The sequence below is a fragment of the Dysgonomonas hofstadii genome, assembly GCF_014196915.1.
Lineage (GTDB): Bacteria > Bacteroidota > Bacteroidia > Bacteroidales > Dysgonomonadaceae > Dysgonomonas > Dysgonomonas hofstadii.
This window is the reverse complement of sequence record NZ_JACIEP010000003.1, coordinates 269,647-294,584: the sequence shown is the minus strand read 5'-3', so window position 1 is coordinate 294,584 and position 24,938 is coordinate 269,647. Positions and strand designations below refer to the sequence as shown.

Below are 24,938 nucleotides of genomic sequence, written 5' to 3'. Positions count from 1 at the left end.
CAGGATTGAATCCCTATCGCGATTAACCTTCTTCTTGATGCTTTCCGCTGAGTGTATTGTTGATATTATGGTTAATAAAATTAAAAATAACTATTTAATAATTAATTAAAATGATATGTATTTTACGATTAATAAGGGGTATTTAATTATAACATATTTATAAACAGATAATTAGTTCTCATTTTGCTGCAGTTGCATCTTTTTCATAATAATTAAAATGTTCAAATTATATATAATATATATTAAAATAAACAAATGACTCAAAAAAGATATATAAAATTCTTATACATTTGTATAGCTCATAAAGAAAAGTGTTAGTCTATATAATCAATTGTAAAGAGTATTGTCTATGAAGAACTTTTCACGTCATATAATATTAGTTATAATAATCCTTTTCCTGTGTGAAGCATCATGGGGACAAAGCTTTCGTTTTGCTCTTATAACAGATACTCACCTGAATAGGGATACCTTGGCTTATAATGACCTGAAGCGTTCTGTCGCCCAGATAAATGAAGCACCCGGACTTAGTTTTGTCCTTGTGACAGGAGATCTGACAGAAGAAGGTGATCGGCTGTCGTTGCAAAAAGCAAAAGACTTACTCGATAATTTAAATATTAAATACTATGCTATAGCCGGAAATCACGAAACCAAATGGAGTGAATCGGGTGCTACAGATTTTGGCCATATCTTCGGGAGTGACAGGTTTAAATTTGAATATAACGGATATATGTTTCTGGGATTCAATACAGGGCCGATAATACGGATGATGGACGGACATGTAGCGCCACAGGATATAGCATGGCTCAGGAATGAATTTTCATCAGCAAACCCGGGTACTCCTTTTATATTGGTCACTCATTATCCATTACAAGATGGTGATGTAGACAATTGGTATGAAGTAACGGATTTAGCCAGACAATATAATGTAAAGGCGGTTCTCGGTGGGCATTATCATAGCAACAGACTTTTCTTTTATGACGGAATACCTGCCTTTATTAACCGCTCAAATCTGAGAGATAAATCAGATAAGGTGGGAGGATATTCAATATATGAAATTAATCAGGATTCTATAATAGTATATGAACAGAAAATAAATCAGTCTCCAATAAAATGGGGTAGTTATACTTTAGGTAAACAATACTATACGGAAGATAATAGTACCTATGGACGTCCTTCTGACTCAGTTAATACAATATATCCCAATGTAAAGGCAAAATGGATAACAAGGATTGGGAATACAATTTATTCTTCCCCTGTTATATATGAAGATAAGATATATGTGGGGGATGATACCGGGCAACTCTCCTGTCTGTCGTTAAGAGACGGCAAAATAATCTGGAACTATAAATCGGATAACCGCATAGTAGGAACTCCGGCTGTAGCCAAAAATATTGTTGTTTTTGGTTCAGCCGATAAATATATATATGGAATAAATGCGAATAACGGTTCCCTCATTTGGAAATATCTTGCTAAAGAAGCTGTGTTGGGAGCAGTTTCTATTGATGGAGATATCGCATATATCGGAGCCAGCGATCATACAATGAGAGCAATAAACATATATAATGGGGATTTGGTATGGGAATACAGTGAAGTAAAAGGGTATATAGAAACCAAACCATTGATATATGACAATAAGGTGATCTTTGGTGCATGGGATAATTATATGTATGCTCTAAATAAATATACCGGTAGCCTGTTATGGAAATGGAATGGCGACCTTACCCGTATGCATTTCTCTCCGGCAGCAGTCTGGCCGGTAGCAGCTCATGGAAAAGTATTCTTTACAGCTCCTGATAGGGTTATGACAGCTATAAATATAGAAACAGGAGAAACTGTCTGGCGTACTAAAGAGTCTATGGTAAGGGAAACTATCGGTTTGTCAGAGGATCATCTTAGAATATATAGTAAAACAATGCAGGATAGCGTAGTCTGTTACTCGGCATTGGGTAACGAACCACAAAAAATATGGTCGCAAAACGTGTCTTATGGATACGATCATGCCCCGTCTATGCCTGTGGAAAAAAATAATGTTGTTTTTGGCAGTACCAAAAACGGGATCATATTTGCATTGGATGCAAAAACAGGAAAAATGAAATGGAAACACAAAGTTGGCAATTCATTGGTAAACACAGTTGTCCCAATAAACGGCCAGTCATGTATATTCACGTCAAGTGAAGGCATTGTCGGTTTATTATTCAATCAGGAAAAGTAAACAGGATAACTCTTATTCGGTATAAAAATACGGACACATTTAAAAGATATTTGTAAAACCTATTAAAAAAATAATCTATATGAAGAAAATACCTTAAACCTTAATTAAACGTCAAAAGTCTTCTTATGTTAAAATGTTTATGATACAATTTTATTGAAACCGGAACTTGATATTAAAATATCAATTATTATAAAAAATAAATAGCGATTATGTCTAAGAATACACAAAATTATAAGTTATTTTACTTCATTTTTTCTTCTGAAAATTTGGAAGTTAACTGTGTTTTCTTAGAGAGAGAGAGAGAGAGAGAGAGAGAGAGAGAGAGTAACAAAATCTATATTTTTAAAAGGACAAATAATAGAAAATATTATTTCGTCCCAAATTTCTATTTCTGTAAACCATATATCAGACAGTAAAGCAACTGCCTGATATATGGTTTTGCTATATAGAAAAGACCGGATTTTTATAATACAATTGATGTAAAATAAGCAATAACCTCAATCACTTGTATCTACTTGTAAAAAGTATAAATTAATAAACAAAGTATTATGAATAACTCGCAGAAACACAGAAAAACACTATCAAAGAAGATTCTTTGTCTGTTGTCTATTGGGTTGATTTGTTCATCCATGGGTAATACCTATGCCAATGATGCCGAATCAAAAAACCTGAATACCTTAGAGCAGCAACAAACAAAAATCTTAATCAAAGGGAAAATAGTAGATTCGAAGGGAGAGCCATTAATTGGCGTTAGTGTTGTCGTAAAAGGAACAACACAAGGGACACTTACTGATGTAGATGGAAATTATACAATAAATGCAGCATCTGATGATATACTGGAATTCAGATATATCGGATTTTCCACTGTTACACGCAGAGTGGGAACGAACAAGACTATAAATATAACTATGCAGGAAGACTCCAAAGTGATGGATGAAGTTGTGGTTGTAGGTTATGGTGCGCAAAAAAAGGAAAACCTGACAGGGGCAGTATTCTCTGTTGATGTAGATAAAACTTTAGGAAGCAGACCGATAGCCGACGTCGGGCGTGGGCTTCAGGGTACAGTTCCGGGTTTGAATATCACAGTGCCATCAGGAGAAATAGGTTCTGATCCGATAATGAGAATACGCGGCCAGGTTTCTTCTCCCAATGGAAGTTCAAATCCATTGATTCTAGTTGATAACGTAGAGGTTCCTAGTTTACAGCTTGTAAATCCGAATGACGTTGCAGATATATCAGTATTGAAAGATGCTGCGGCTTCTTCTATATACGGTGCTAAAGCTGCATTTGGTGTAATACTTATTACTACAAAGAAAGGTGCCAAAGCTGAATCGGTAAGCGTAACATACTCGGGGAACGTTTCATGGCAAAATAGGGCTAAGGATCTGGAAATGGCGACGATAGACGGACTACAGTATACCTGGGATGCATGGACAAGCCGTAACCCTGAGAATCCGAATACGGGGGCTACCGGAAATATGTGGAAAATGACAGCCGAAAGTATTCAGAAATCCAGAGAATGGGTTGAAAAATACGGAAAAACCGTAAAAGCAGGTGATCCTGTAGTTTATGGTAGAGACTGGTATATGGATGAACTAGGTAACAAACTGGGAATACGTACATATAATGCAGTAGATGCTCTGGTAAAAGAATGGACTCCAACACAGACACACAATCTGTCGGTGAACGGTAAAAGCGGAAAAGTCAGCTATAATCTGGGACTGGGATTACTCGATCAGAGTGGTATGACTAAACCCGCCAAAACAGATGATTTCAGAAGATACAATGTAACATTGAGTTTGTCCAGCGAAATTAACAAATACCTGACAATACGGGGAGGCGCCATGTATTCTGATCGTGTTAAGCGTTATCCGAGCACAGGCTCGACTACATCAGACCCGTGGCTATATGCATATCGCTGGGGCAGTTTAATGCCGGTTGGTGTACAGGATCAACACGGAAACAATCTTAGGAATCCGGCTTATGAACTGGAAGCGTCAACAACATCACGCCTTCGCAATGTCTATACGAACGTAAATCTGGGTGCAACAGTTAATTTTACCAAAAACTGGAATCTTGAATTCGACTACACATATTATACCCAAGAAGATGCTACAGATGCATCTATACCAAAATTTACAGCCGGAGATGCATGGTATTCTCCTGTATTGTGGAAGGATGCTGACGGAAATCAGGTATATGTGGATGATGAAGGTAATGTGACTACTGACGGAGGTATGCCGGCATATATGTTTAATACGATAACTTTCCCTGCCAGCGGAAGCCCTACAGATAGGCAGACAAGCTATATATCACGCAATTCACTTAGGAAAAACAGCCATAACTTTAATGTATATTCAACCTATAATCTGAAAATAGGAGATCCGCATGCTTTCAAGTTCATGGCGGGTATGAACAGGGTTACAAATGACTGGAGAAGCCATTATGCAGAGAAATTAGACCTTATGGATTATGAAAATCCTCAATTTAATTTCGCAACAGGTACGCAGAAAGTTTCTTCCACTGCAAACTGGAATGGACAACTCGGTTTCTTTGGCCGTGTTAACTATGCATTCGACAGTAAATATTTGCTGGAAGCCAATTTACGGTATGATGGTACTTCTGTTTTCCCTGAACATCTCAGATGGCGGTGGTTCCCTTCTTTTTCAGGAGGTTGGATCATGTCGTCCGAAAAATTTATGAAACCGATAGAATCTGTATTAAGTTTTGCTAAAATAAGAACATCATGGGGTAGTATCGGCGACCAGAGTGTTTCAAACTCACTCTATGTTCCTACTCTGGCTACTGTGGAAAAAACCACATGGTTGGGTTCCGATGGTGTAACAATGAGTTACAGGCCGCCTGCAGCTGTTTCACAGGATATTACATGGCAGCGTATAGAAACATTGGATATAGGTGCCGATTTCCGTTTTTGGAAAGACCGGGTAGGATTAAGTGTAGACTGGTTTCAGCGCGATACCAAAAATATGATTATTGCCGGAGATGCTCTACCCGAAACATTTGGTGTAGCTGTACCTCAGGGTAATTATGGTGACCTTCGTACCAAAGGATGGGAAATATCTTTAGACTTCAACCACAGATTTAGTAACGGATTATCTATAAACGGATTAGTTACGTTTGCCGATGCGGTTACACATGTTACCCGTGGAGCAGACCAGAATACAGCTTGGGAAAACAGGTTGATTAGCAACGGATGGGCTACAGGCGCCCGTTACGGAGATGTTTGGGGATATAGAACAGACCGCTTGTATCAGGAAGAAGATTTCGTGAGAGGTGCTGATGGCAACCTTCAGAAAGTAACAATTATTATTGACGGAACATCCAAGCGTTCGTATATGCTGGCAGGAGATAATCCGGTCTATCAGACTTATTTCGAAGATGGAGGTGGTGTTGTAATATTCCGTCCGGGAGATGTTAAGTTTGTAGATCTGAATGGAGACGGATATATTACTCCGGGTAAAGGTACGTTTGGCGATCCGGGTGACCGTGAGGTAATCGGAAATACAACTCCTCGCTACGAATATGGTTTCCGTCTGGGAGCGGATTATAAAGGTTTCGATGCTTCCATATTCTTCCAGGGAATAGGAAAACGCAGCATGTGGGGAGCTGGCCAGCTGGCAATACCGGGATTCAGTGCTGCCGACGGAGCAATACCGCAAGCGATCGCCGGAGACTACTGGCGTCCCGACCGTACCGATGCTTTCTATCCACGTGCATGGAACAACGGAGGAGGCAATACAAACTACAGCCTTCAGATACAAAGCCGCTATTTGCTGGATATGTCTTATCTGAGAATAAAGAATATAACATTCGGATACTCTCTTCCAACGGCTCTCTTGAGAAAAGCGTATATTTCAAAAGCACGCTTTTATGTTTCTCTCGAAAACTTCTTCACTTTTGACAATCTGAGAGGTTTACCTATCGATCCTGAAGCAAAATCCGGTTATTCCATGTTCGATACATCAAACTATAACCTGGGACGTACCGGTACAGGGACACCAGTCTTTAAGTCAGCTTCTGTAGGTGTTCAGTTGAGTTTCTAAACGAGTAAAAACGGAAAATATGAAAACAAAAATATTATTATTTATATCATTGTTTATCTTCTTGCTTTCAAGTTGTGACGATGTTCTCGACAGACCGCAATTGACATCGTACGATGATGAAAACTATTGGACAAGCGAAGAAAAACTAAGATTGTATGCTAATGAATTTTATCCGCGCCATTTTGTCGGATATAATGTCGCAAACAGATCGGAATATGCAGCATATCTGGGATATATGTTCAGTGATGACATCTTATACAATGGGACACAAACACAATTTGAACTATCGGTACCTAATTCGAGAGGAGAAACTCCTTCTGCTACGGCTACCGGAGCAACTAATATTCCGTGGATAGAGAAATATTCCGGTCCGACATGGAACTTCTCATGGGTGCGAAAAGCAAATATCATGATCGATCGTATCGAGACGCGCATGGGTGGAATTCTCAGCGAAGAAGAAAAGAACCATTGGTTAGGAATAGGCCGTTTTTTTAGGGCTATGGAATATGCCGGATTGGTGACCGTATTCGGAGATGTCCCTTATTATGACCGTGAAATAGGTGATAAGGAATTTGATGAACTTTACAAGCAACGTACACCTCGGAACGAGGTTATGGATGCTGTATATGACGACCTTGTTTTCGCTATGAACAATGTAAGACAGAGTGATGGAAACCTCTATGTGAACAGAGACGTAGTTGCAGGTTATGTCAGTAGACTGGCATTGTTTGAAGGAACATGGCAAAAATATCATAAGAATAATACAGAGAGAGCTCAAAAATTCTTAAATCTGACAGTGGAGGCAGCGGAAATAATCCGTGCTACCGGAAAGTATGATATAGTAACAGATTTTCGCAGCCTGTTTGGCTCAGAGGATCTAAGCGGGAACAAAGATTGTATTTTCTACAGGGCATATGATATCGGGCAAGGGGTATCTCACTCGATAGCAACTAATAATAATCTGGTGGACGGCCGTTATTACAGTCCTACTTTAGCACTGGTAAAATCATTTATCTGTAATGATGGTTCTGATTGGCAGACCTCTACTGACGTCAATAACAGGGATTTTTCAATGGCAAATCTGATCAAGACACGTGATCCTCGTTTCGAAGCTACTTTCTATAATAAGGTGACATCAAAGGGTAGAGGCTCATATCTGTATGTTTGTAAGTTTATAAACAGGGACGGCCTTAAATATCTGGATACAGGTGGATCTCCTGAATCGCAGTATACATCAACTTACAATGAAAATGATTATCCTGTAATGCGCTATGCGGAAGTACTGCTAAATCTTATCGAAGCTAAAGCCGAATTGGCAACTTTGGGTGGAGATGCCGTTACTCAGGCTGATATTGATGCAACAATAAATAAAATTCGCAACCGTCCTATAGCAGCAGCTGCTACAGCACTTGGTGTAGAAAGAACAGCCGATATGAATTTATCAAATATGCCGAATAGTCCTAATAGAGGAGATGTATCGCAACTTATATGGGAAATACGCCGTGAAAGACGTATGGAACTGGCATTTGAACATTCCCGCATACTGGACCTTCGTCGTTGGAAAAAACTCGATTATATGGATGATACACAGAATGCCGATATATTGAGAGGAACATGGATGAATATACCTGTCGATGCGCCTGAACTACTTACACCAGCAAATATTGGGGTAGTAGCTGTTACTGATCTTAGTGGAACTGTTACAACATATAATGGGTCTAATGCTGCTCAGATGGTGGGATTCTACAGTCCGACTAATATACAGGGACGTTTACCTTTCCTTGGTGTTGCCGGAATGAATGCTTATCTGGCTCCTGTAGGTAAAACACAACGCATTAGCTATATGGACAAGGGTTATGATCTGGCTCAAACAGAAGGCTGGCCTTCTGATCTGTAAAATTATGATGTAAAATAAAAGATAAGAAACTATGAAAAGTATAATAAGATATATTGGACTACTAGTTATACCATTTTCTTTGATAATGGTCTCATGTAGCGATGACGATAGTTATCCTGATACTACAGCTGACGAAACGGTTATCTACAACATTCAGATTTTAAACGCCGGAGTCAACGGTGATGAGGTTGTTACGGGAACAGTGGATGAAAATACGAAAGAAATTACCTTCCCCGAAGTCCATATGGAAACAGACCTTTCCAAAGTCAGGTTTGAAGCTTCAGTTTCTGAAAGGGCGCATCTGGACTCCACCGAATATAGTTTTCTCATACCGGAAGGAGCCAGCCAGTATAAACGGACTATCGCTGTAGTCAACGGCTTGCGTAAACGGGAATATTATGTGACTATAAGACTGGATGTACCTGTATGGGGTGCCGATTTCAGTAAGAGCAAAGTTAAGGTCTATGACTATTCGGGTGCAACACCTAACCTGGCGGAATATGCCGGTGGTACAGACCAACCTATGTATCTGGCTAGTGCCGCAGATTATGGCCGTCAATACGGGTTAAGCCTTACTAATGTTTTAGTGGCAAGCCGTCCTGCGACAGGAACTCCTGAATTACTTAAACTGTCTGATCTTAAGCAGGGAACGATCAATTCAACACCTCTGACCGGATTTAATAGCGGTTGGTTCGGTGTGAACGGCGGTACAATGGCAAACGGACATATATACCTCTGTAACGGAGCTGCTACCAGCATATCCTTTGATGTATGGGAAGAAGCTCATCCGGAACTTTCTCCAACAAGGATTACTAATGCGAGTGTGGCTACTTCCGGAACCACAGTAAGCACAGCTGATGGTCTTGCCGGATATGCAGGGCGTTATGAAGGTTTTGTATCTGTCGATATCGACGACGAAGGAAATGGTTATCTCTTTACGCATTCCAATAATGCTCAGCCAAGTAGTCTGATCAAGGCTTCTATTTCCGGATTCAAAACCCTGAATTCAGTTTCATTGGTAAATAGCGCAGTAAGTCCTCACCCAGGTTCATGGGCCAGCTTCAACCGCGTACCGGGTAAAGCTGAAGAGTATATTTACAGCGGATATAACAGTAGTTTTAACAATACTTACATGACTGTCAGATTAATGGATGGAAGTGGTAGTATATTATACGAGATCCCTGCTGCGCTTATTGGTATGGGAAATGGTGCTGATGCAAAAGTAGTTGTATTTAATAACGAGCGTTATTTAATAACGATGAGTAGCGGCTCCGGCACATTCAGGGTATATGATATCACACTTGGTAGCACAACTATGGATGCACTCCAACTAATAAATGTTGCTACTCCTCTGTTCGAATACTCGCTGGGTGGAGCTATCCCTACTGCAAATGCATCAATATCTACAGCCTGGATTGCTGACGGTGACGAAACACTATATCTGTTGGCAGGAGGTGTACAGGCCGGATTCGCTGTGTTCGAAATTCCTAAAAAAGTGAAAGAAAACCAGTAATATTAACTGATAAATAAGAAATCGTGAAAAAATATTTCAGATATTTATTGATCTCAGCCATTATCGCGTTTGCTGCCTCTTGTGGAGGCAGCGACGACGATGACGGCGGCAACGGTGGAGGTAATGGCGGAGATCCTAATCCGCCATCTACCGATATCACATTGCAGAAAAAAGAAATGCGTGGAGCCTGGATTGCTACCGTTTGGAGTCTCGACTGGCCACAATCTGACTATAATGCAACCAGCCAGAAAAAGAAATATACAGACCTTCTGGATAAACTTGCAGACAGTGGCGTAAATGCTGTATTTGTTCAAATAAGGCCAAATGGCGATGCATTCTATAATTCTCCTTATGAACCTTGGAGTAAGTGGATTACTAATGTGCCGGGAAAAGATCCCGGATATGATGTATTGGATTTCATGCTGGAAGAGGCGCATAACCGTGATCTGGAATTCCATGCATGGCTAAATCCATACCGCATAGAAAGAAGGACTGATAAGACTTCTCCTTTCCCTACCACATTAGATCCTAAGATAAATGCGGCATGGGTAAAAGAATATGATAAGATACGTATGTATAATCCGGCTTTGCCAGAGGTACAGGATCGTATAGCAGACATAGTAAAGGACATTATCACAAAGTATGATGTTGATGGCATTCATATCGATGACTACTTCTATCCCGATCCTGCCGATTATACATCTTTAGAAGATGAAGAGGAATACGCAAAATACGGATCGGATTATTCTTCAATAACAGAGTTCCGTAAAGGAAACGTGGATAAAGTAGTTAAAAAAATATATGATGTGGTTGTCCAGAATAAGCCGGATGCAGTATTTTCTGTCAGTCCTGCCGGTGATAACAGCTATAATGTGAATTCACTTTATGCGAATGTAACCAAATGGTGCCAGGAAGGCTGGGTAGATATTCTTATACCTCAACTTTATTCTTCGACAGGTGATGCCACCTCCAGTTTCAATTACCGTGTATCATGGTGGCCACAGTATAGCTATAAGGCCGTTACAATGATTGGATATGGATTATATAAATTCGGAGACGGAGAGTCCGGAGCTAAATTCCAGACAACCAGCGAACTGGTTGAACAGTTCCGGCTGGCTAATGTTCAGTCGAAAGTACTGGGAAGCATTATGTATAGTGCTAAATATTTCCAGGAAAACAAACTGGGAATAATAGACGTGCTCAAAAATCAGATATATAAAAACCCTGCCGTAATACCTTTTGCCGGGCGCAAAGTTGCGGCTGATCCTGCTGCTGCGTCAAATATTACCATAAGCAGCAATAATCTGAAGTGGAGTGCCGGAAGCGGACTTCGCACGGTTATCTATAAAGTTGCCGATAAGAAAGGTACAGTTGTAGCCATCACATGGGATAAAGAATATTCTTTGCCTGAAAAAGGCGATTACTGCCTGACTACTCTTAACATAGATAATGTTGAGAGTGCTGTATCTGATATTGTTTCTTATAAATAAAAAGAAAATATCCATTTATGCTTTAGAGATTCTAAGGGAAGAGTACACTGTTACTCTTTCCTTCAGATTCTCTGAGGAAAAGACCTTATTCTCATGAAAAAAATCATTTATCTAAGCTTATCTCTGTTGTTTTTTACTACTATATGCTTTGCCCAGCCCAACAAAAGGGCACTGAGAGGTGTATGGGTAGCTACTGTCGGAAATATCGACTGGCCTACAAAAAGAAGCCTGACAGCCGAAGAGCAAAAGCAGGAAATGATCAGTTTGCTCGATAAAGTAAAAGATCATAACATGAATACTGTTGTCTTTCAGATAAGACCAACAGCCGATGCTTTTTATAAATCGAAATACGAGCCATACAGCTATTGGCTGACGGGCGTACAGGGACAAGATCCAGGTTACGACCCTCTGCAATTTACAATAGACGAATGCCACAAACGTGGAATATATATCCATGTATGGCTTAATCCTTATCGTATAAACAACGATACGGTACACAACAATACATATGCAAAAGACCATGTGATAAATAAACACCCGGAGTGGGTAATAAACTACGGGAAAGCCAAATACTTCAATCCCGGACTGGATGAAGTCCGCAAATTTACCTGCGATGTAGTAAAAGACATCGTAGCAAACTATGATATTGATGCAATACACATGGATGATTATTTCTATCCATACAAAATAAAAGGGGAGGAATTCCCTGATTCTCTCACATTTGTGAAATATCCGCGCGGATTTACCAATAAAGAAGATTGGCGCAGGAATAACGTAAACCTGATCATTAAAGAAATAAACGAGACTATAAAGGCCGAAAAGCCGTGGATAGAATTTGGTATTTCTCCGTTTGCTGTCTGGCGGAATAAATCGGAAGATCCACGTGGTTCAGACACGAAGGCTATGACTAATTATGATGGCCTCTATGCTGATATAATATTATGGCAGGAAAAAGGTTGGATCGATTATGTGCTGCCGCAATTGTATTTCTATATAGGATACCCTATTGCCGATTATGCCGTATTGTCCGACTGGTGGTCGAAATACAATTACGGGGCGAATGTATATGCAGGTTTAGCCCCTTACCGGGTATCGAAAAAGGCGAAAGATAAACAATGGCATAATTCAAAAGAACTTATCAAACAAATCAACCGTAATTTCTCTGATCCTAATATCAAAGGAGAGATATACTTCAGTGCAAAATCCGTATTTAATAAACCGGATGTTAATCTGCAAAAACAACTGACCAGGAAAGAATATAAAAGCCTGTCTCTTTCACCCGAAAATAACAGGATAAAGCGTATAGAACCTCAAAATCCGGTTGAACCGGTTATTGAGATCGTAGACGATAAGAATATAAAATTGAAATGGCAGCGGGGAAAGGATGCCAAGCGTTTTGTTATCTATAAGTTCAAGCGGAATAAACCGGTGAATATCGATAATCCTGAAAATATAGTAGAAGTGACAGGCCTGACCGAAATATCATTACCAGTAAAGAAAAAAGACCTGAAAAAATATCGCTATGGGATTACGAGCCTGAGCCCGTCCCATTCCGAAAGTTCAATAGTATATTTTGATTAATCTTGAAATCCTGAAATTTTTAAATTTTCAAATCTAATTTATGGCTGTTATAGGAATCGACCTGGGAGGAACAAAGATTATCGGAGCGATCTTTAATAATGAAGGATATATCATGGAGAAAAAATCATCCTTATTATTAGAGCGCGCAGGTAATGAAGTAGGAGAATTGGTAAGACATATTATCGATGAACTCATAGATTCTTACAAAGGAAATGATTCAAAGGTAAAGGCCATAGGTATTTGTGTTCCCGGCATAGCCAATAGTAAAACCAAGAGGGTATGGGCGCCTAATATAAAAGGTTGGGATGATTACCCACTACAGGAGGAGATTGAAAATCATATAAATAATCCGGCTGTAAAAGTAGATGTGGCCAGTGACAGAACATGCTACATCCTGGGTGAAACATGGAAAGGATCGGCAATCGGATGTTCCAATGCGCTTTTTATTGCCGTAGGGACAGGTATTGGTATAGGCATCTTGGTCGATAGACAGGTGTTGCATGGACATGGCGATATTGTAGGTGCTGCAGGATGGCTTGCCCTGTGTCCTACTTATGAAGAAGAATATAAAATTTATGGTTGCTTCGAAGGGAACGCATCCGGTAACGGCATTGCATTTCAGGCAAAGAAGCTGTTAAAAGATAAGACCAAATATAAAGAAAGCTCTTTACGAAGTATAGACATTAGCTCAGTCAAAGCCAAAGATATATTTGTGGCATATGAGGAAAAAGACGCGTTAGCTATGCATGTCCTGGATAATGCCATAAAGATGTGGGGAATGGCAGCAGCTAATTTAGTCAGTCTGTTCAATCCCGAAAAAATTATCTGGGGTGGGGGAGTATTCGGCCCGGCAGCCTATTTCCTCGATCGCATATATAAGGAAGCCTGCCGGTGGGCGCAGCCTATCGCTATAAAACAGGTAAGCTTCGAAAAATCATATCTCGATGGTGATGCTGGACTCTTTGGGGCAGGATATTTAGCTATTCTTTCATTAAAATAAAAGCTTATGTATAAGAAAAATCTCGTATATGCAGCAGCTTGTATCGGAATGGCCTTTTTCGGTATAGCTTTTATCGTGATGGGATCGGTTCTGCCATCCCTTACCGGAAAGTACGAACTTGATCATGTGAGTGCTTCCTCACTGGTGACATTCCTGCCTGTAGGTATTTTATTAGGATCAGTCGTGTTCGGGCCGGTAGTTGACAGGTTTGGATATAAGATATTACTGATAGTAAGCACAATTATAGCATTGCTGGGATTATTGGGCTTGTCACTGTTTAACGATCTGAATATACTCCGCTTTTGTGTCTTTTGTATAGGATTTGGAGGGGGGATGCTCAACGGCTCAACCAATGCGCTTGCTTCGGATATTTCCGACGATAAGGAACGGGCATCACGTTTAAGTATATTAGGCGTATTCTACGGAATAGGAGCACTAGGTGTGCCAGTACTGCTTGGTGGGTTATCAAAAATATACTCGTATGAAATCATATTGCAGTGGACTGCTATATTTATGCTCCTTTGTGTTGTATATTTCGTTGCTATAAAATTTCCTGCACCAAAAGTTGCTCAGGGTTTTCCGATAAAGAAGACTCTGTCAATGATCAAGGAACCTGTACTGCTTATATTGAGCTTTTTCCTGTTTTTCCAAAGTGGACTCGAAGGTTTATTCAATAATTGGACGACAAGTTACCTTAAATCGGTTTCTTTCATACAAGAAGGTGATATAGTACTTACACTCACTTTTCTGGTATTAGGTATGACCATTGCACGCTTGCTGTTGAGCTATCTCTTACAGAAAATAAAGCAGTATTATATACTTATCGGTAGTATAGCTTTGTCAATAATGGGAGTGATCATACTCAATTATGCCACCTCTTTTCCATTAGCAGCTACCAGTCTGTTTATCATAGGATTCGGTCTCGCCGCAGGATTTCCGGTTGTGATCGGTATTATCGGCTCCATATTCAAAGAAACAACAGGTACGGCTATTGGTTTTGCATTGGTTATCGCATTAAGTGGCAATTCTATACTGAATTACCTGATAGGATATATTTCCAAGACATTCGAAATATCGTCGTTCCCTGTATTCCTCGCCGTATTGCTTGTGTTACAGGGATTAATAGTGATTATGAATTCAAAAATTATAAATAAGGAGTCAAAGTAGTCAGAGGAGTTATCAGTTGTTACGCAACTTAGTAGTTAAAGTAAAGAAGTAAATTTTATAAACTACTTGACTATTCTGACTACTAACAAGCAACACAAGTGATAACTCCTTTAACTACTGATAAATAAAATGAGTGACAACTACTTACATATTAATAATAAAAACTAAAAAGAATTATGTTAGCATTAGAATGGTTGGCAAATGCCCGTGGCATTATGCAGAAAATTGAAGACACACAGTTAGAAAACATTAAGAAAGCGGCCGAAGCAATGGCTGACTCCATAGGATCGAATCATTGGGTACATACTTTTGGTTGCGGACATGCGACAATCCCTGTTGAGGAAATGTACCCGCGCATCGGAGGCTTTGTAGGCTTCCATCCTATGGTAGAATTGCCCATGACGTTTTTTACAGGTATTACAGGCCAGATGGGTATTCACCAGTTCCTTTTTCTTGAGCGTGCACAGGGATATGGCGATGCCATAATGAAAGCGTATAACTTCGATCAGCAGGATTGTATCTGGATTTTTTCGCATACAGGCATCAATAATGTAAATATTGATGTAGCTTTACGTGCAAAAGAACTGGGTATGAAAGTCATCGTGTTCGGATCAGCGGCAGAGGCCAAAGGAAAGGTAACACGCCACCCAAGTGGAAAGACAATATTTGAAATAGCCGATATAGTGGTTGACTCATGTGTCCCTGTAGTTGACGCATGTGTTCCGTTGAAAAATCATCAGGATAAAATAGGGCCTGTATCTACATTGGCTTTTGTAACCTTGGTGTGGATGACTATTACAACAGTTGCTGAAATTCTGGCCGACAGGGGGGTGAAACTATACATTCATCCATCGCATAACGTTCCTGGGGATACAACCGCTCACGAACGTCTCGATGCTTGTCTGGCAGAATATAAGAAAAGAGTGTCGAAAGTATAGACCCCTCCTAACCTCCCCAAAGGGGAGGGATTAGATAGTTCAGAGAATATCTCGTGGCTTTGCCATAACCTCCCCAGAGGGGAGGCAAGGAGGGGCCAAAAAACATATAAATATGAAAACCCATACCGATCTCACTATTGAAAATTATGGTAATCTGAAAGACAAGCCATACTCTTTCGCCGTATTGCCATGGGGTGCAACCGAACCGCACAATTACCATTTGCCCTATCTGACGGATTGTTATCTGGCGCATGATATTGCTGTGGATGCCGCCAATAAGGCATGGGAACGGTATGATGTGAGGGGAATGGTGCTGCCGCCTATTCCTCTTGGCGCTCAAAATCCGGGACAGCGCGAATTGCCTTTTTGCCTGCATACCCGTTACGAAACACAAAAGCATATCCTGTACGATATAGCCGAATCGCTAAGTTATCAGGGAATCCGGGTATTAGTTATTATGAACGGACATGGAGGAAATAACTTTAAGCCCATAATCCGTGATATGACAATCGATTTTCCTGATCTGCTCATCGCTAATTGCGATTGGTTTGCCGTTGAACCGCAGACGGGCTATTTTGAAAATATTGATGACCATGCGGGAGAGATGGAAACATCGGTTATGATGCACTATCATCCGGAATTGGTAGAGCTTAGTATGGCCGGATCGGGTGAAGGTAAACCCTTTGCCATCGATTCGCTGAATAAAAAAATTGCATGGGTTCCCCGCAACTGGAGTAAGGCTTCTGTTGATACGGGCGTGGGCGATCCCCGGAAATCTTCTGCCGGAAAAGGAGAGAAATTTGCTAATGTTGTTACCGATAAGATTGCCTTATTATTTAAGGAACTGGTGACACAGAATATCTATTAATAAAAAAATGAGTAGTTAAAGGAATCAATGGAGTTAAGTTATAAGTTGCTGTGTAACTTAGTAGTTAAAGTAGGGGTAAATTACTCTTAACTACTTGATTACTAATGATTGTGGCGAATGATGACTCCTTTAATTACTAATTAAAAAAATACCAGAAAACATGAAAAGAATATATCTAATCATTACATGGCTCACACTCACGCTATTCTGTTCTATGTCAGCACAAAGCTCATGGGTGAGGATCAACCAGCTTGGTTACCTGCCTAAGAGTGTAAAGGTTGCTGTTTTCATTTCACAAAATGAAACAGATAACCTGGCATTTGAAGTGAAGGATGCAAAAACAAATACGTCTGTTTACAAAGGACAGGCTACAAAAACTAATGCTGCCCGCTGGGGCATGAAGGCCGCCTTACGCATGCCATTTACTTCGGTGGAAAAAGACGGTGAATATTATGTAGAATCCAACGGTGTGAAATCGCCTGTATTCAAGATAAATGCAGATGTTTATGACGGTTCCGCCGATTTCATCCTGAAGTATATGCGTCAGCAACGCTGCGGATTCAATCCGTATCTGGATACACTTTGTCATCAGCACGATGGATTTATAGTAGAACATCCGACACGTACGGGCGAGAAAATAGATGTGCGCGGTGGTTGGCACGATGCGTCAGACTATCTGCAATACCTGCCGACATCGGCAAACGCTACTTTTCAGATGCTATTCGCATGGCAGCAAACTCCTGATAAAACCATCTTTAAGGATGAGCACGATGCAATGGGCAAGAAAGGCAGCAACGGCATACCTGACATCATTGATGAAATACGCTGGGGACTGGACTGGATGGTACGGATGAACCCCGACTCAGCCGTCATGTTCAATCAAATAGCTGACGACCGTGACCATGCCAGCATGCGTTATCCATCACGCGATTTTGTTGATTACGGATGGGGTGAAGGTAAAGGCCGCCCTGTTTATTTTATCGAAGGTAAATCGCAGGGACTTGGCAAGCATAAAAACCGCAGTACAGGCGTGTCGTCAAGTGCAGCTAAATTTGCCTCTGCGTTTGCATTGGGGGTAGATGTATTTAAGGATATCGATCCGGCTTTTTCTGCTGTATTAAAAGAAAAGGCAGGTCCGGCATATAGTTTTGCAGCTTCCGATCTTGGTAATTTCCAGACAGCTTGCCTGAAATCTCCATACTTCTATGAAGAAGACAACTGGGTGGATGATATGGAGCTTGCCGCCGCTGTTAAATATAATATAAGCCGTGACCAGTCATGGCTGGAAAAGGCTGATTACTGGGGTGTACTCGAGGAAGTTACTCCATGGATGGAGCTTGGCAGGGCACGCCATTACCAATACTATCCGTTTGTAAATCTGGGACATTTCTATATGGCTCAGGCAAACGATAAGGGCGTCAGTGATAAATATAAAGGTTTTATGAAAAAAGGGCTCGATTGCCTGATGAAGAGAGCGAAAGAGTATGATGATCCGTTTCTGAATGGGGTGCCTTTCATCTGGTGTTCGAATAATCTTGTCACTGCAGCTATCACACATGCACAGCTTTACTATCAGGCATCGGGCGACGAGTCTTATCTGGAAATGGAAGCGGCTCTTCGCGACTGGCTTTTTGGTTGTAACCCTTGGGGGACATCTATGATTTGCGGATTTCCGGCAGATGGAGATTCACCTACACGCCCGCACTCCTTTGTATCGGAACTAATGAAAGATATTCCTTATGGCGGTTTAGTAGATGGCCCTATATATAAAACTATTTATGAAAGTTTGCTGGGGATACATCTGAGATACGACGATGCGTATGCGCCGTTCCAGTTCGGAGCTGCTGTGTATCATGACGATCCGGGGGATTATTCTTCCAACGAACCAACAATGGATGGCACTGCAAGTTTGAGTTTCTACCTGTCGACAATGGAAAAAACAGGAAAGACTCAAAAAAAAAAGTAAATAATGTAACGGATAATCAGGGGGCTACTGTCCGTATCAATGCAGACAGAAAAGTAGTCCACCTGATTTTTCCGGCAGATTCAACATTCGAAGGAGCGACTTCGATACTTAAAACACTGGATAAACACAAGATTAAAGGCTCGTTCTTTCTTACAGGTAATAATTTAAGAATGAAAGAGCATGAGGCTGTAATAAAGGAAATTATAAAGAAAGGTCATTATATAGGCGGGCATTCCGATAAACATATTCTTTATGCCGGCTGGGGTGCCGAAAGAGAAAATACAAGAGTGAGTGCTGACAGCCTGATAAATGATTTCCGCAGAAATATGGCTGAACTTGAAAAGTTTGGAGTAGATATTTCAAACGTGGATTATTATCTGCCACCATCGGAGTGGTATAACAGGGAAACGGTAAGGCTGATTGAAACCCAGGGGCAAGTATCTGTCAATTTTACTTCGGGACTTCGAACGGCAGCCGATTATACAACGCCCGACATGAAGAATTATATGTCGTCGCAGCAACTTATCGACCTGTTATTTGTTTTCGAAGAAGAAAACGGACTGAATGGGGCGATTATACTTATCCATCCGGGAACGCATTACAAACGTACCGATAAACTATATCTCCGGCTGGATGAAATAATTAAGCAGCTAAAAAAGAAAGGATACACATTCAACCGTTTATAATTTTAAAAGAACTTTATCTATGTAAGTAAAGGAATTAAGAATTATGAGTTATGAATTATAAATTAAGAATGCAAAGTATCGGCGGAGCCAAATAAGGAAAATTAAACTTAGCGACTTTACGGGATAATCTGTCAGAAGTGTCAGGTTTTAACAAAAAAAGCCTCTCGCAAAGGCGCAGAGACGCAAAGAATAAAATTGTTTAATGCTGACTGTCAACTGAATCTATCAGGTTTTGATTAAAAAAGCTGCAAAAGTGTAACATTTGCCTCGCCTCCGCTTCGGCGATCGTTGATTGTAACTTTTTTGAAGCATAGAGTAACAGGAGTTCTTTATTGACTGTCATCATTGGCACATTTACTAATTAGCACATTGAACGGAGCGTTGCGAAGTGTCAGGTGTGTCAGGTTTTAATAATTTAGATAAGATGAAGAGGTTATATACAATATGTTTTACTACATTTCTTTTGTTTCTTTTTATAAATGAGACAAAAGCTCAAACCATTTCCGACAGCATAAGAAAGGAAATAGGGAAGTATCTTACAGAATTTTCGAATAAGGATGTTCGTGTAAGGAATGTCAGGATCGACTCTGTGGATGTTAAGAAAAAGACTGTAAGCCTTTTTGCTTCACTTAATCTATCTTATATTGCTTTTACCAATAATGATGTAGAAGAGATTTACAGACATATAAAAAATGTATTACCCAAAGATTTTCGTAAGTATAAAGTCGAACTTATCTCCGATACACGAAAAATAGAAGACCTTGCTACTTTCAACCGGGATAAGAAAGAATTGTTTGCCAACAAGCTGACGAAACCTTTGGTAACCAATACTTCAAAACCCTATTCTCCGGAAAACGGATTGAAAAACCACCATCTCGCCATGTGGCAGAGTCATGGCTGGTATTACGAACAAAAACTGACACGGTGGGAATGGCAGAGGGCGCGCATTTTCCAGACAGTAGAAGACTTGTATACGCAAAGTTATGTATTGCCTTATCTGGTGCCAATGCTCGAAAATGCAGGAGCAAACGTATTATTGCCCCGCGAACGTGACATACAACGGCATGAGGTTATAGTGGATAATGACAAGGTGTGGGACAGATCACAATATAAAGAAACAAACGGAAAAGACAGCTGGACAGCTGGCTCTGATGAAGGATTTGCATATATGAAGAAGAGCTATCTGGATGGAGAAAATCCATTCAGAGCAGGCTCTTACCGCAAGGTGAAGACTGTGAATAAAGAACCGGAAGCAAGTTTTTGCGAATGGGTTCCCGATATTCCAGAAAAGGGCAGCTATGCGGTTTATATATCTTATAAAACATTAAAGAACAGTACGGACGATGCCTTATACAGTGTTTATCATCTGGGAGGAAAGACCGATTTTACAGTCAATCAGAAAATGGGTGGCGGTACATGGATATTCCTTGGTTTCTTCTCTTTCGATAAAGGTGTTAACGACCATTGTAAAATCGTACTTACAAACAAAAGTGATAAGGTCGGACGTATACTGACTGCCGATGCTGTAAAGATAGGCGGGGGGATGGGTAATATAGCACGTATGCCGCATCCGGACGGGATTGTGACGAATAATACAAAAAGTTCGGAATCGATCAATGCAGATAATATAAGACTTTTGCCCAAAGCCGATTATAAGCCCGGGATCAGCGGTTATCCCCGCTATACAGAAGGAGCACGTTACTGGCTGCAATGGGCGGGAGTCCCCGACAGTGTTTATAACAAAAGTGAAAGCAGGAATGATTATACAGATGATTATCAGAGCCGTGGATTTTGGGTGAATTATCTGGCTGGTGGTTCTTCAGCCTTACCAAAACAAGATGGTCTGAATATTCCTGTTGATCTCGCTTTCGCATTCCATACCGATGCCGGAACAACATTCAATGATTCCATTATCGGCACATTAGGAATATACATGACCCATCATAATGATGAAAAATTCGAAAACGGCAAAACCCGCTGGACATCGCGCGATTTGTCGATGGTCATAATGGATGAGATAGTGAATGATATCCGTCGGGAATATGAGCCGAACTGGACACGGCGCCATGTCTGGAACCGCTCGTACAGCGAAGCCCGGGTTCCGAACGTACCGACTATGTTGCTGGAACTGTTATCTCATCAGAATTTTGCTGATATGAAATATGGACTCGATCCTGGTTTCAGGTTTACAGTCAGCCGGTCTATTTATAAAGGTATGCTGAAATTTGTGGCTAAGCAATATGGGTATGATTATGTAGTACAGCCATTGCCAGTGAAATCTTTCAGCGCATCATTTTCAGGAGATACCGAAGTCGAATTGAAATGGAGTGGGGTAGAAGATGTTTCCGAGTCCACAGCCAAACCTGAAAAGTATATTGTTTACACCCGTGCAGGCGATGGAGATTTCAATAATGGAATCGTTGTGGATAATTCTACTGTACGCCTTCCTATAACAAAAGATAAGGTATACAGTTTTAAAGTTGCGGCCCTGAATAAAGGAGGGGAAAGTTTCCCATCCGAAATATTATCTGTTTGCCGCAAGTCAGATCAGTTGGGCGAAGTGTTGATAATAAACGGTTTCGACCGTCTCTCTGCTCCTTATAGTTTTGCTACAAAAGATAGCATCGGAGGTTTTGTAGACTTTATCGATCATGGAGTACCTGATAAAGTGGAATATAACTACATAGGCAGCCAGTACGAATTCAGGCGTATTATTCCATGGATGGATGACGATGCAGCAGGTTTTGGAGCAAGTAATGCTAACTTTGAAACGACGGTCGTCGCAGGAAATATCTTCGATTATCCGGCACTGCACGGACGGTCTATTGCAAAAGCCGGATATTCGTTTGTTTCAGCCAACCGGGATGCTGTGATTGAAGGCTACGTTAATATGAACGACTTTAAACTGGTTGATCTCATCCTGGGTAAACAACGGCAAACCAAAATAGGAAGAGGAGCTTTCCCTGCTGGGTTTAAGACTTTCCCTAAAGAACTACAGGATAAGATTGCAGGATATTGTGAACAGGGAGGGAATATATTTGTCAGTGGCGCTTATGTGGCTTCCGATCTGTGGGATACGCCAGATGCACAGGAAACAGACAAGAAGTTTGCGACAGATATATTAAAGTATAAATGGCGCGTAGGCAGGGCTGCTGTGGAAGGCAAAGTTAAAAGTGTTGTTTCGCCTTATCCTTCTCTTACAGGTAATTATGAATTTTATACAAAATTGAATTCTGACTTCTATGCTGTGGAATCGCCGGATGCCATAGAGCCTGTTGGAAATGGTGGTGAAACAGTTTTCAGATATTCTGAGAATAACCTGAGCGCTGGAGTCGCTTATAAAGGTGACTATAAAACTCTTATACTGGGATTTCCATTTGAAACGATAAAGGGCGAAAGCGAACGGGATAGTCTGATGAAAGCTGTCTTGTCGTTTATGTCCGGGTATTAGGTTAATACACAAGGTGAGAAGGGGCACATATTTCAAGATTTGTGCTCTTTCTTTTTATACATGTCCATTGTCGTGGTGGTACTCGATAAGGCCTTTGATGGGATTTTCAATGATCACATCGATATAGATCCCGATCTCCTGCGCTATCTCCCGCAATATGAAAGAATACATCTTGGCTATTGAACCCACAAAACGTATCGGGTATTCTGTATATTCATATTGCAATATATTCCGTTCGAAGAAAGACCGTAAATTCTTGCGTACCAGGTTATTTACGTACGGATGCTCCAGATATTCATACAAGAAGAAAGATAATACGGAAAGAAGCCGGTTTGGAAACGGTTTAGAGTATACATAATCCATTATTTCATCCGGGTCTATCTTATATTTTTTGTAGAAAGGTTCTATCAGTTCCTTTGGTGCAAGGCCTTTCAGGCAATCGGACAGGAACACTTTACCTAAAGAGGCGCCACTGCCTTCGTCACCAAGAATATATCCTAAAGACTTAACATTCTTAATAATATTCTCTCCGTCATAGAAACATGAATTTGATCCTGTGCCGAGTATGCATGCAATTCCCGCTTCATCCTGAAACAAGGCTCGTGCTGAACCTAAAAGGTCGCTCTCTATGACAGAGGGAGTCTTGAATTGAGCTTCCAGGGATGCTTTCACTACATTCTTCTTTTCTATGGAAGAACATCCTGCTCCGTAGAAGTATATATTGGTGATCTTTGCCCTGAAGAATATCTGGGGAAGTTGCAGCCTGACCAAACGGCTAATCTCTTTCCTTGTCTGAAAAAAAGGATTGATACCATCCGACAAGAAATGTTCAGCTATCCCATCCCTGTCAACCAGACACCATTCAGTCTTCGTAGAACCACTTTCTGCTAAAAGAATCACAAATATATATCTTTAAAATTGTTGCAAATATATACAAAAATAAGCATTGAACCGACTATATCAGAGTTTTTCAATTCCGATGCCAGGCAGGTCATTCAGAGTCATTTTTCCGTTAACTACCGTTACCCCTTTATAGCAGTCGTTACTGATCAGCAAATTGCCATCCAGATCAGCCCAGACTACTCCAGGAGAAAGCTGTGTGGCAGCCGATATCGCACATGAAGTTTCGGTCATGCAACCTATCATCACATCCATATGAGCAGCACGTGCTACAGTCATCATTTTCCAGGCTTCACGCATTCCCGTACACTTCATCAGTTTTATATTGATGCCGGAGAATGCTCCTTTAAGTCTTAATACATCAGACAGCCGTTGAAATGATTCGTCTGCAAATACAGGAATGGGACTTCTTTCGGTGATCCATGCCGCATCATCAAGATTGTATTTTGAGAGAGGTTGCTCTATCATTTTCACTCCCCGTTCTTTCAGCCAGTAGATCATATCCAGCGCATAGTGCTTGTCTTTCCAGCCCTGATTGGCATCTACGGCGATTGGCTTATCGCTTACCGAACGAATAGCTTCTATCATTTGCTTATCGGTATCACGCCCCAGCTTTACTTTAAGTATATTGTAAGGTGCTGCTTCTTTGGTTTTCTGCTTTACGACTTCATCCGTGTCTATACCTATGGTAAAGGTTGTATCGGGAGTCTTTGATTTATCCAATCCCCATATCTTATACCAAGGTTGGTTCATCAGTTTGCCGACCAGATCATGCAACGCAATATCAATAGATGCTTTTGCCGCAGTGTTGTTATCAGCTATTTTATCTATATAGGTAAGGATTTCTTCCAAATCGAAAGGGCTGGGAAATTGTTCCAGATCGATTTTCTTCAGAAACTCTATTACCGAAGCCTGCGTTTCGCCCAGATAGGGTGGAAGAGAGGCTTCTCCATAGCCAACAATGCCGTCATATTCTATTTCAGTAAGCACTACCGGAGTTGTTTTCCTCGAAGAGTTTGCCAATGTGAAAACATGGCGTAATTGCAGGTCATATGGCTTGAAGGTCAATTTCATTTTCTTAGACAATGATATGACCGTTCTGTTATTCTGTGCGAATACATTCAGAGGACTTGCAGTTATTCCTGCACCAATGGCCGTAACGGCAGCTGTCTTCAGAAAATTTCTTCTTGTTTGAGTCATATATA

The 24,938-nt window shown here is 40.7% G+C and carries 15 protein-coding genes; 13 read left to right on the top strand and 2 right to left on the bottom strand.

The annotated features are described in order from the left end of the window. Positions 1-349: 349 nt before the first annotated feature. From GGR21_RS05580 to GGR21_RS05525, 13 genes are all read left to right on the top strand, one after another. Positions 350-2,212, top strand: a complete 1,863-nt coding sequence (locus GGR21_RS05580) for an outer membrane protein assembly factor BamB family protein (protein WP_183306198.1) — start codon at positions 350-352, stop codon at positions 2,210-2,212. A gap of 548 nt (positions 2,213-2,760) precedes the next feature. Next, positions 2,761-6,276 (top strand): SusC/RagA family TonB-linked outer membrane protein, encoded by a 3,516-nt coding sequence (locus GGR21_RS05575; RefSeq protein ID WP_183306197.1) that lies wholly within the window; start codon positions 2,761-2,763, stop codon positions 6,274-6,276. Between the two features lie 19 nt (positions 6,277-6,295). After that, entirely contained in the window at positions 6,296-8,173 is a 1,878-nt protein-coding gene (locus GGR21_RS05570; RefSeq protein WP_183306196.1) for a RagB/SusD family nutrient uptake outer membrane protein, read from the top strand. Between the two features lie 31 nt (positions 8,174-8,204). Beyond that, on the top strand, positions 8,205-9,686 hold the full coding sequence (locus GGR21_RS05565) for a DUF4623 domain-containing protein (RefSeq protein WP_183306195.1): 1,482 nt from the start codon (positions 8,205-8,207) through the stop codon (positions 9,684-9,686). Between the two features lie 23 nt (positions 9,687-9,709). Continuing rightward, complete coding sequence (locus GGR21_RS05560; RefSeq protein ID WP_183306194.1) at positions 9,710-11,176, top strand: glycoside hydrolase family 10 protein; 1,467 nt, start codon at positions 9,710-9,712, stop codon at positions 11,174-11,176. A gap of 93 nt (positions 11,177-11,269) precedes the next feature. Further along, positions 11,270-12,757 carry a glycoside hydrolase family 10 protein gene (locus GGR21_RS05555; protein ID WP_183306193.1) on the top strand — a complete coding sequence of 496 codons (1,488 nt, stop codon included), beginning with the start codon at positions 11,270-11,272 and terminating at the stop codon, positions 12,755-12,757. Between the two features lie 40 nt (positions 12,758-12,797). Beyond that, positions 12,798-13,757 carry an ROK family protein gene (locus GGR21_RS05550; RefSeq protein WP_183306192.1) on the top strand — a complete coding sequence of 320 codons (960 nt, stop codon included), beginning with the start codon at positions 12,798-12,800 and terminating at the stop codon, positions 13,755-13,757. A gap of 6 nt (positions 13,758-13,763) precedes the next feature. Next, the gene (locus GGR21_RS05545; protein WP_183306191.1) at positions 13,764-14,924 is read left to right on the top strand and encodes an MFS transporter; all 1,161 of its coding nucleotides are present in this window, start codon (positions 13,764-13,766) and stop codon (positions 14,922-14,924) included. Positions 14,925-15,100: 176 nt separating this feature from the next. Continuing rightward, positions 15,101-15,862: a sugar isomerase domain-containing protein gene (locus tag GGR21_RS05540; protein WP_183306190.1), complete on the top strand. Its 762-nt coding sequence runs from the start codon at positions 15,101-15,103 to the stop codon at positions 15,860-15,862. A gap of 112 nt (positions 15,863-15,974) precedes the next feature. Continuing rightward, entirely contained in the window at positions 15,975-16,730 is a 756-nt protein-coding gene (locus GGR21_RS05535; RefSeq protein ID WP_183306189.1) for a creatininase family protein, read from the top strand. A gap of 160 nt (positions 16,731-16,890) precedes the next feature. Next, entirely contained in the window at positions 16,891-18,696 is a 1,806-nt protein-coding gene (locus GGR21_RS05530) for a glycoside hydrolase family 9 protein (RefSeq protein ID WP_246347999.1), read from the top strand. A gap of 35 nt (positions 18,697-18,731) precedes the next feature. Further along, entirely contained in the window at positions 18,732-19,382 is a 651-nt protein-coding gene (locus GGR21_RS20885) for a polysaccharide deacetylase family protein (RefSeq protein WP_317169864.1), read from the top strand. A gap of 424 nt (positions 19,383-19,806) precedes the next feature. Beyond that, the gene (locus tag GGR21_RS05525; RefSeq protein ID WP_183306188.1) at positions 19,807-22,833 is read left to right on the top strand and encodes a golvesin C-terminal-like domain-containing protein; all 3,027 of its coding nucleotides are present in this window, start codon (positions 19,807-19,809) and stop codon (positions 22,831-22,833) included. Between the two features lie 54 nt (positions 22,834-22,887). Here the strand turns inward: GGR21_RS05525 and GGR21_RS05520 are convergent, their stop codons facing one another. Together GGR21_RS05520 and GGR21_RS05515 are read right to left on the bottom strand one after the other, a co-directional pair. Then, positions 22,888-23,733, bottom strand: coding sequence for a hypothetical protein (locus tag GGR21_RS05520; protein WP_183306187.1), 846 nt, complete (start codon positions 23,731-23,733; stop codon positions 22,888-22,890). A gap of 60 nt (positions 23,734-23,793) precedes the next feature. After that, positions 23,794-24,933 (bottom strand): dipeptide epimerase, encoded by a 1,140-nt coding sequence (locus GGR21_RS05515; protein ID WP_183306186.1) that lies wholly within the window; start codon positions 24,931-24,933, stop codon positions 23,794-23,796. Positions 24,934-24,938 lie beyond the last annotated feature (5 nt).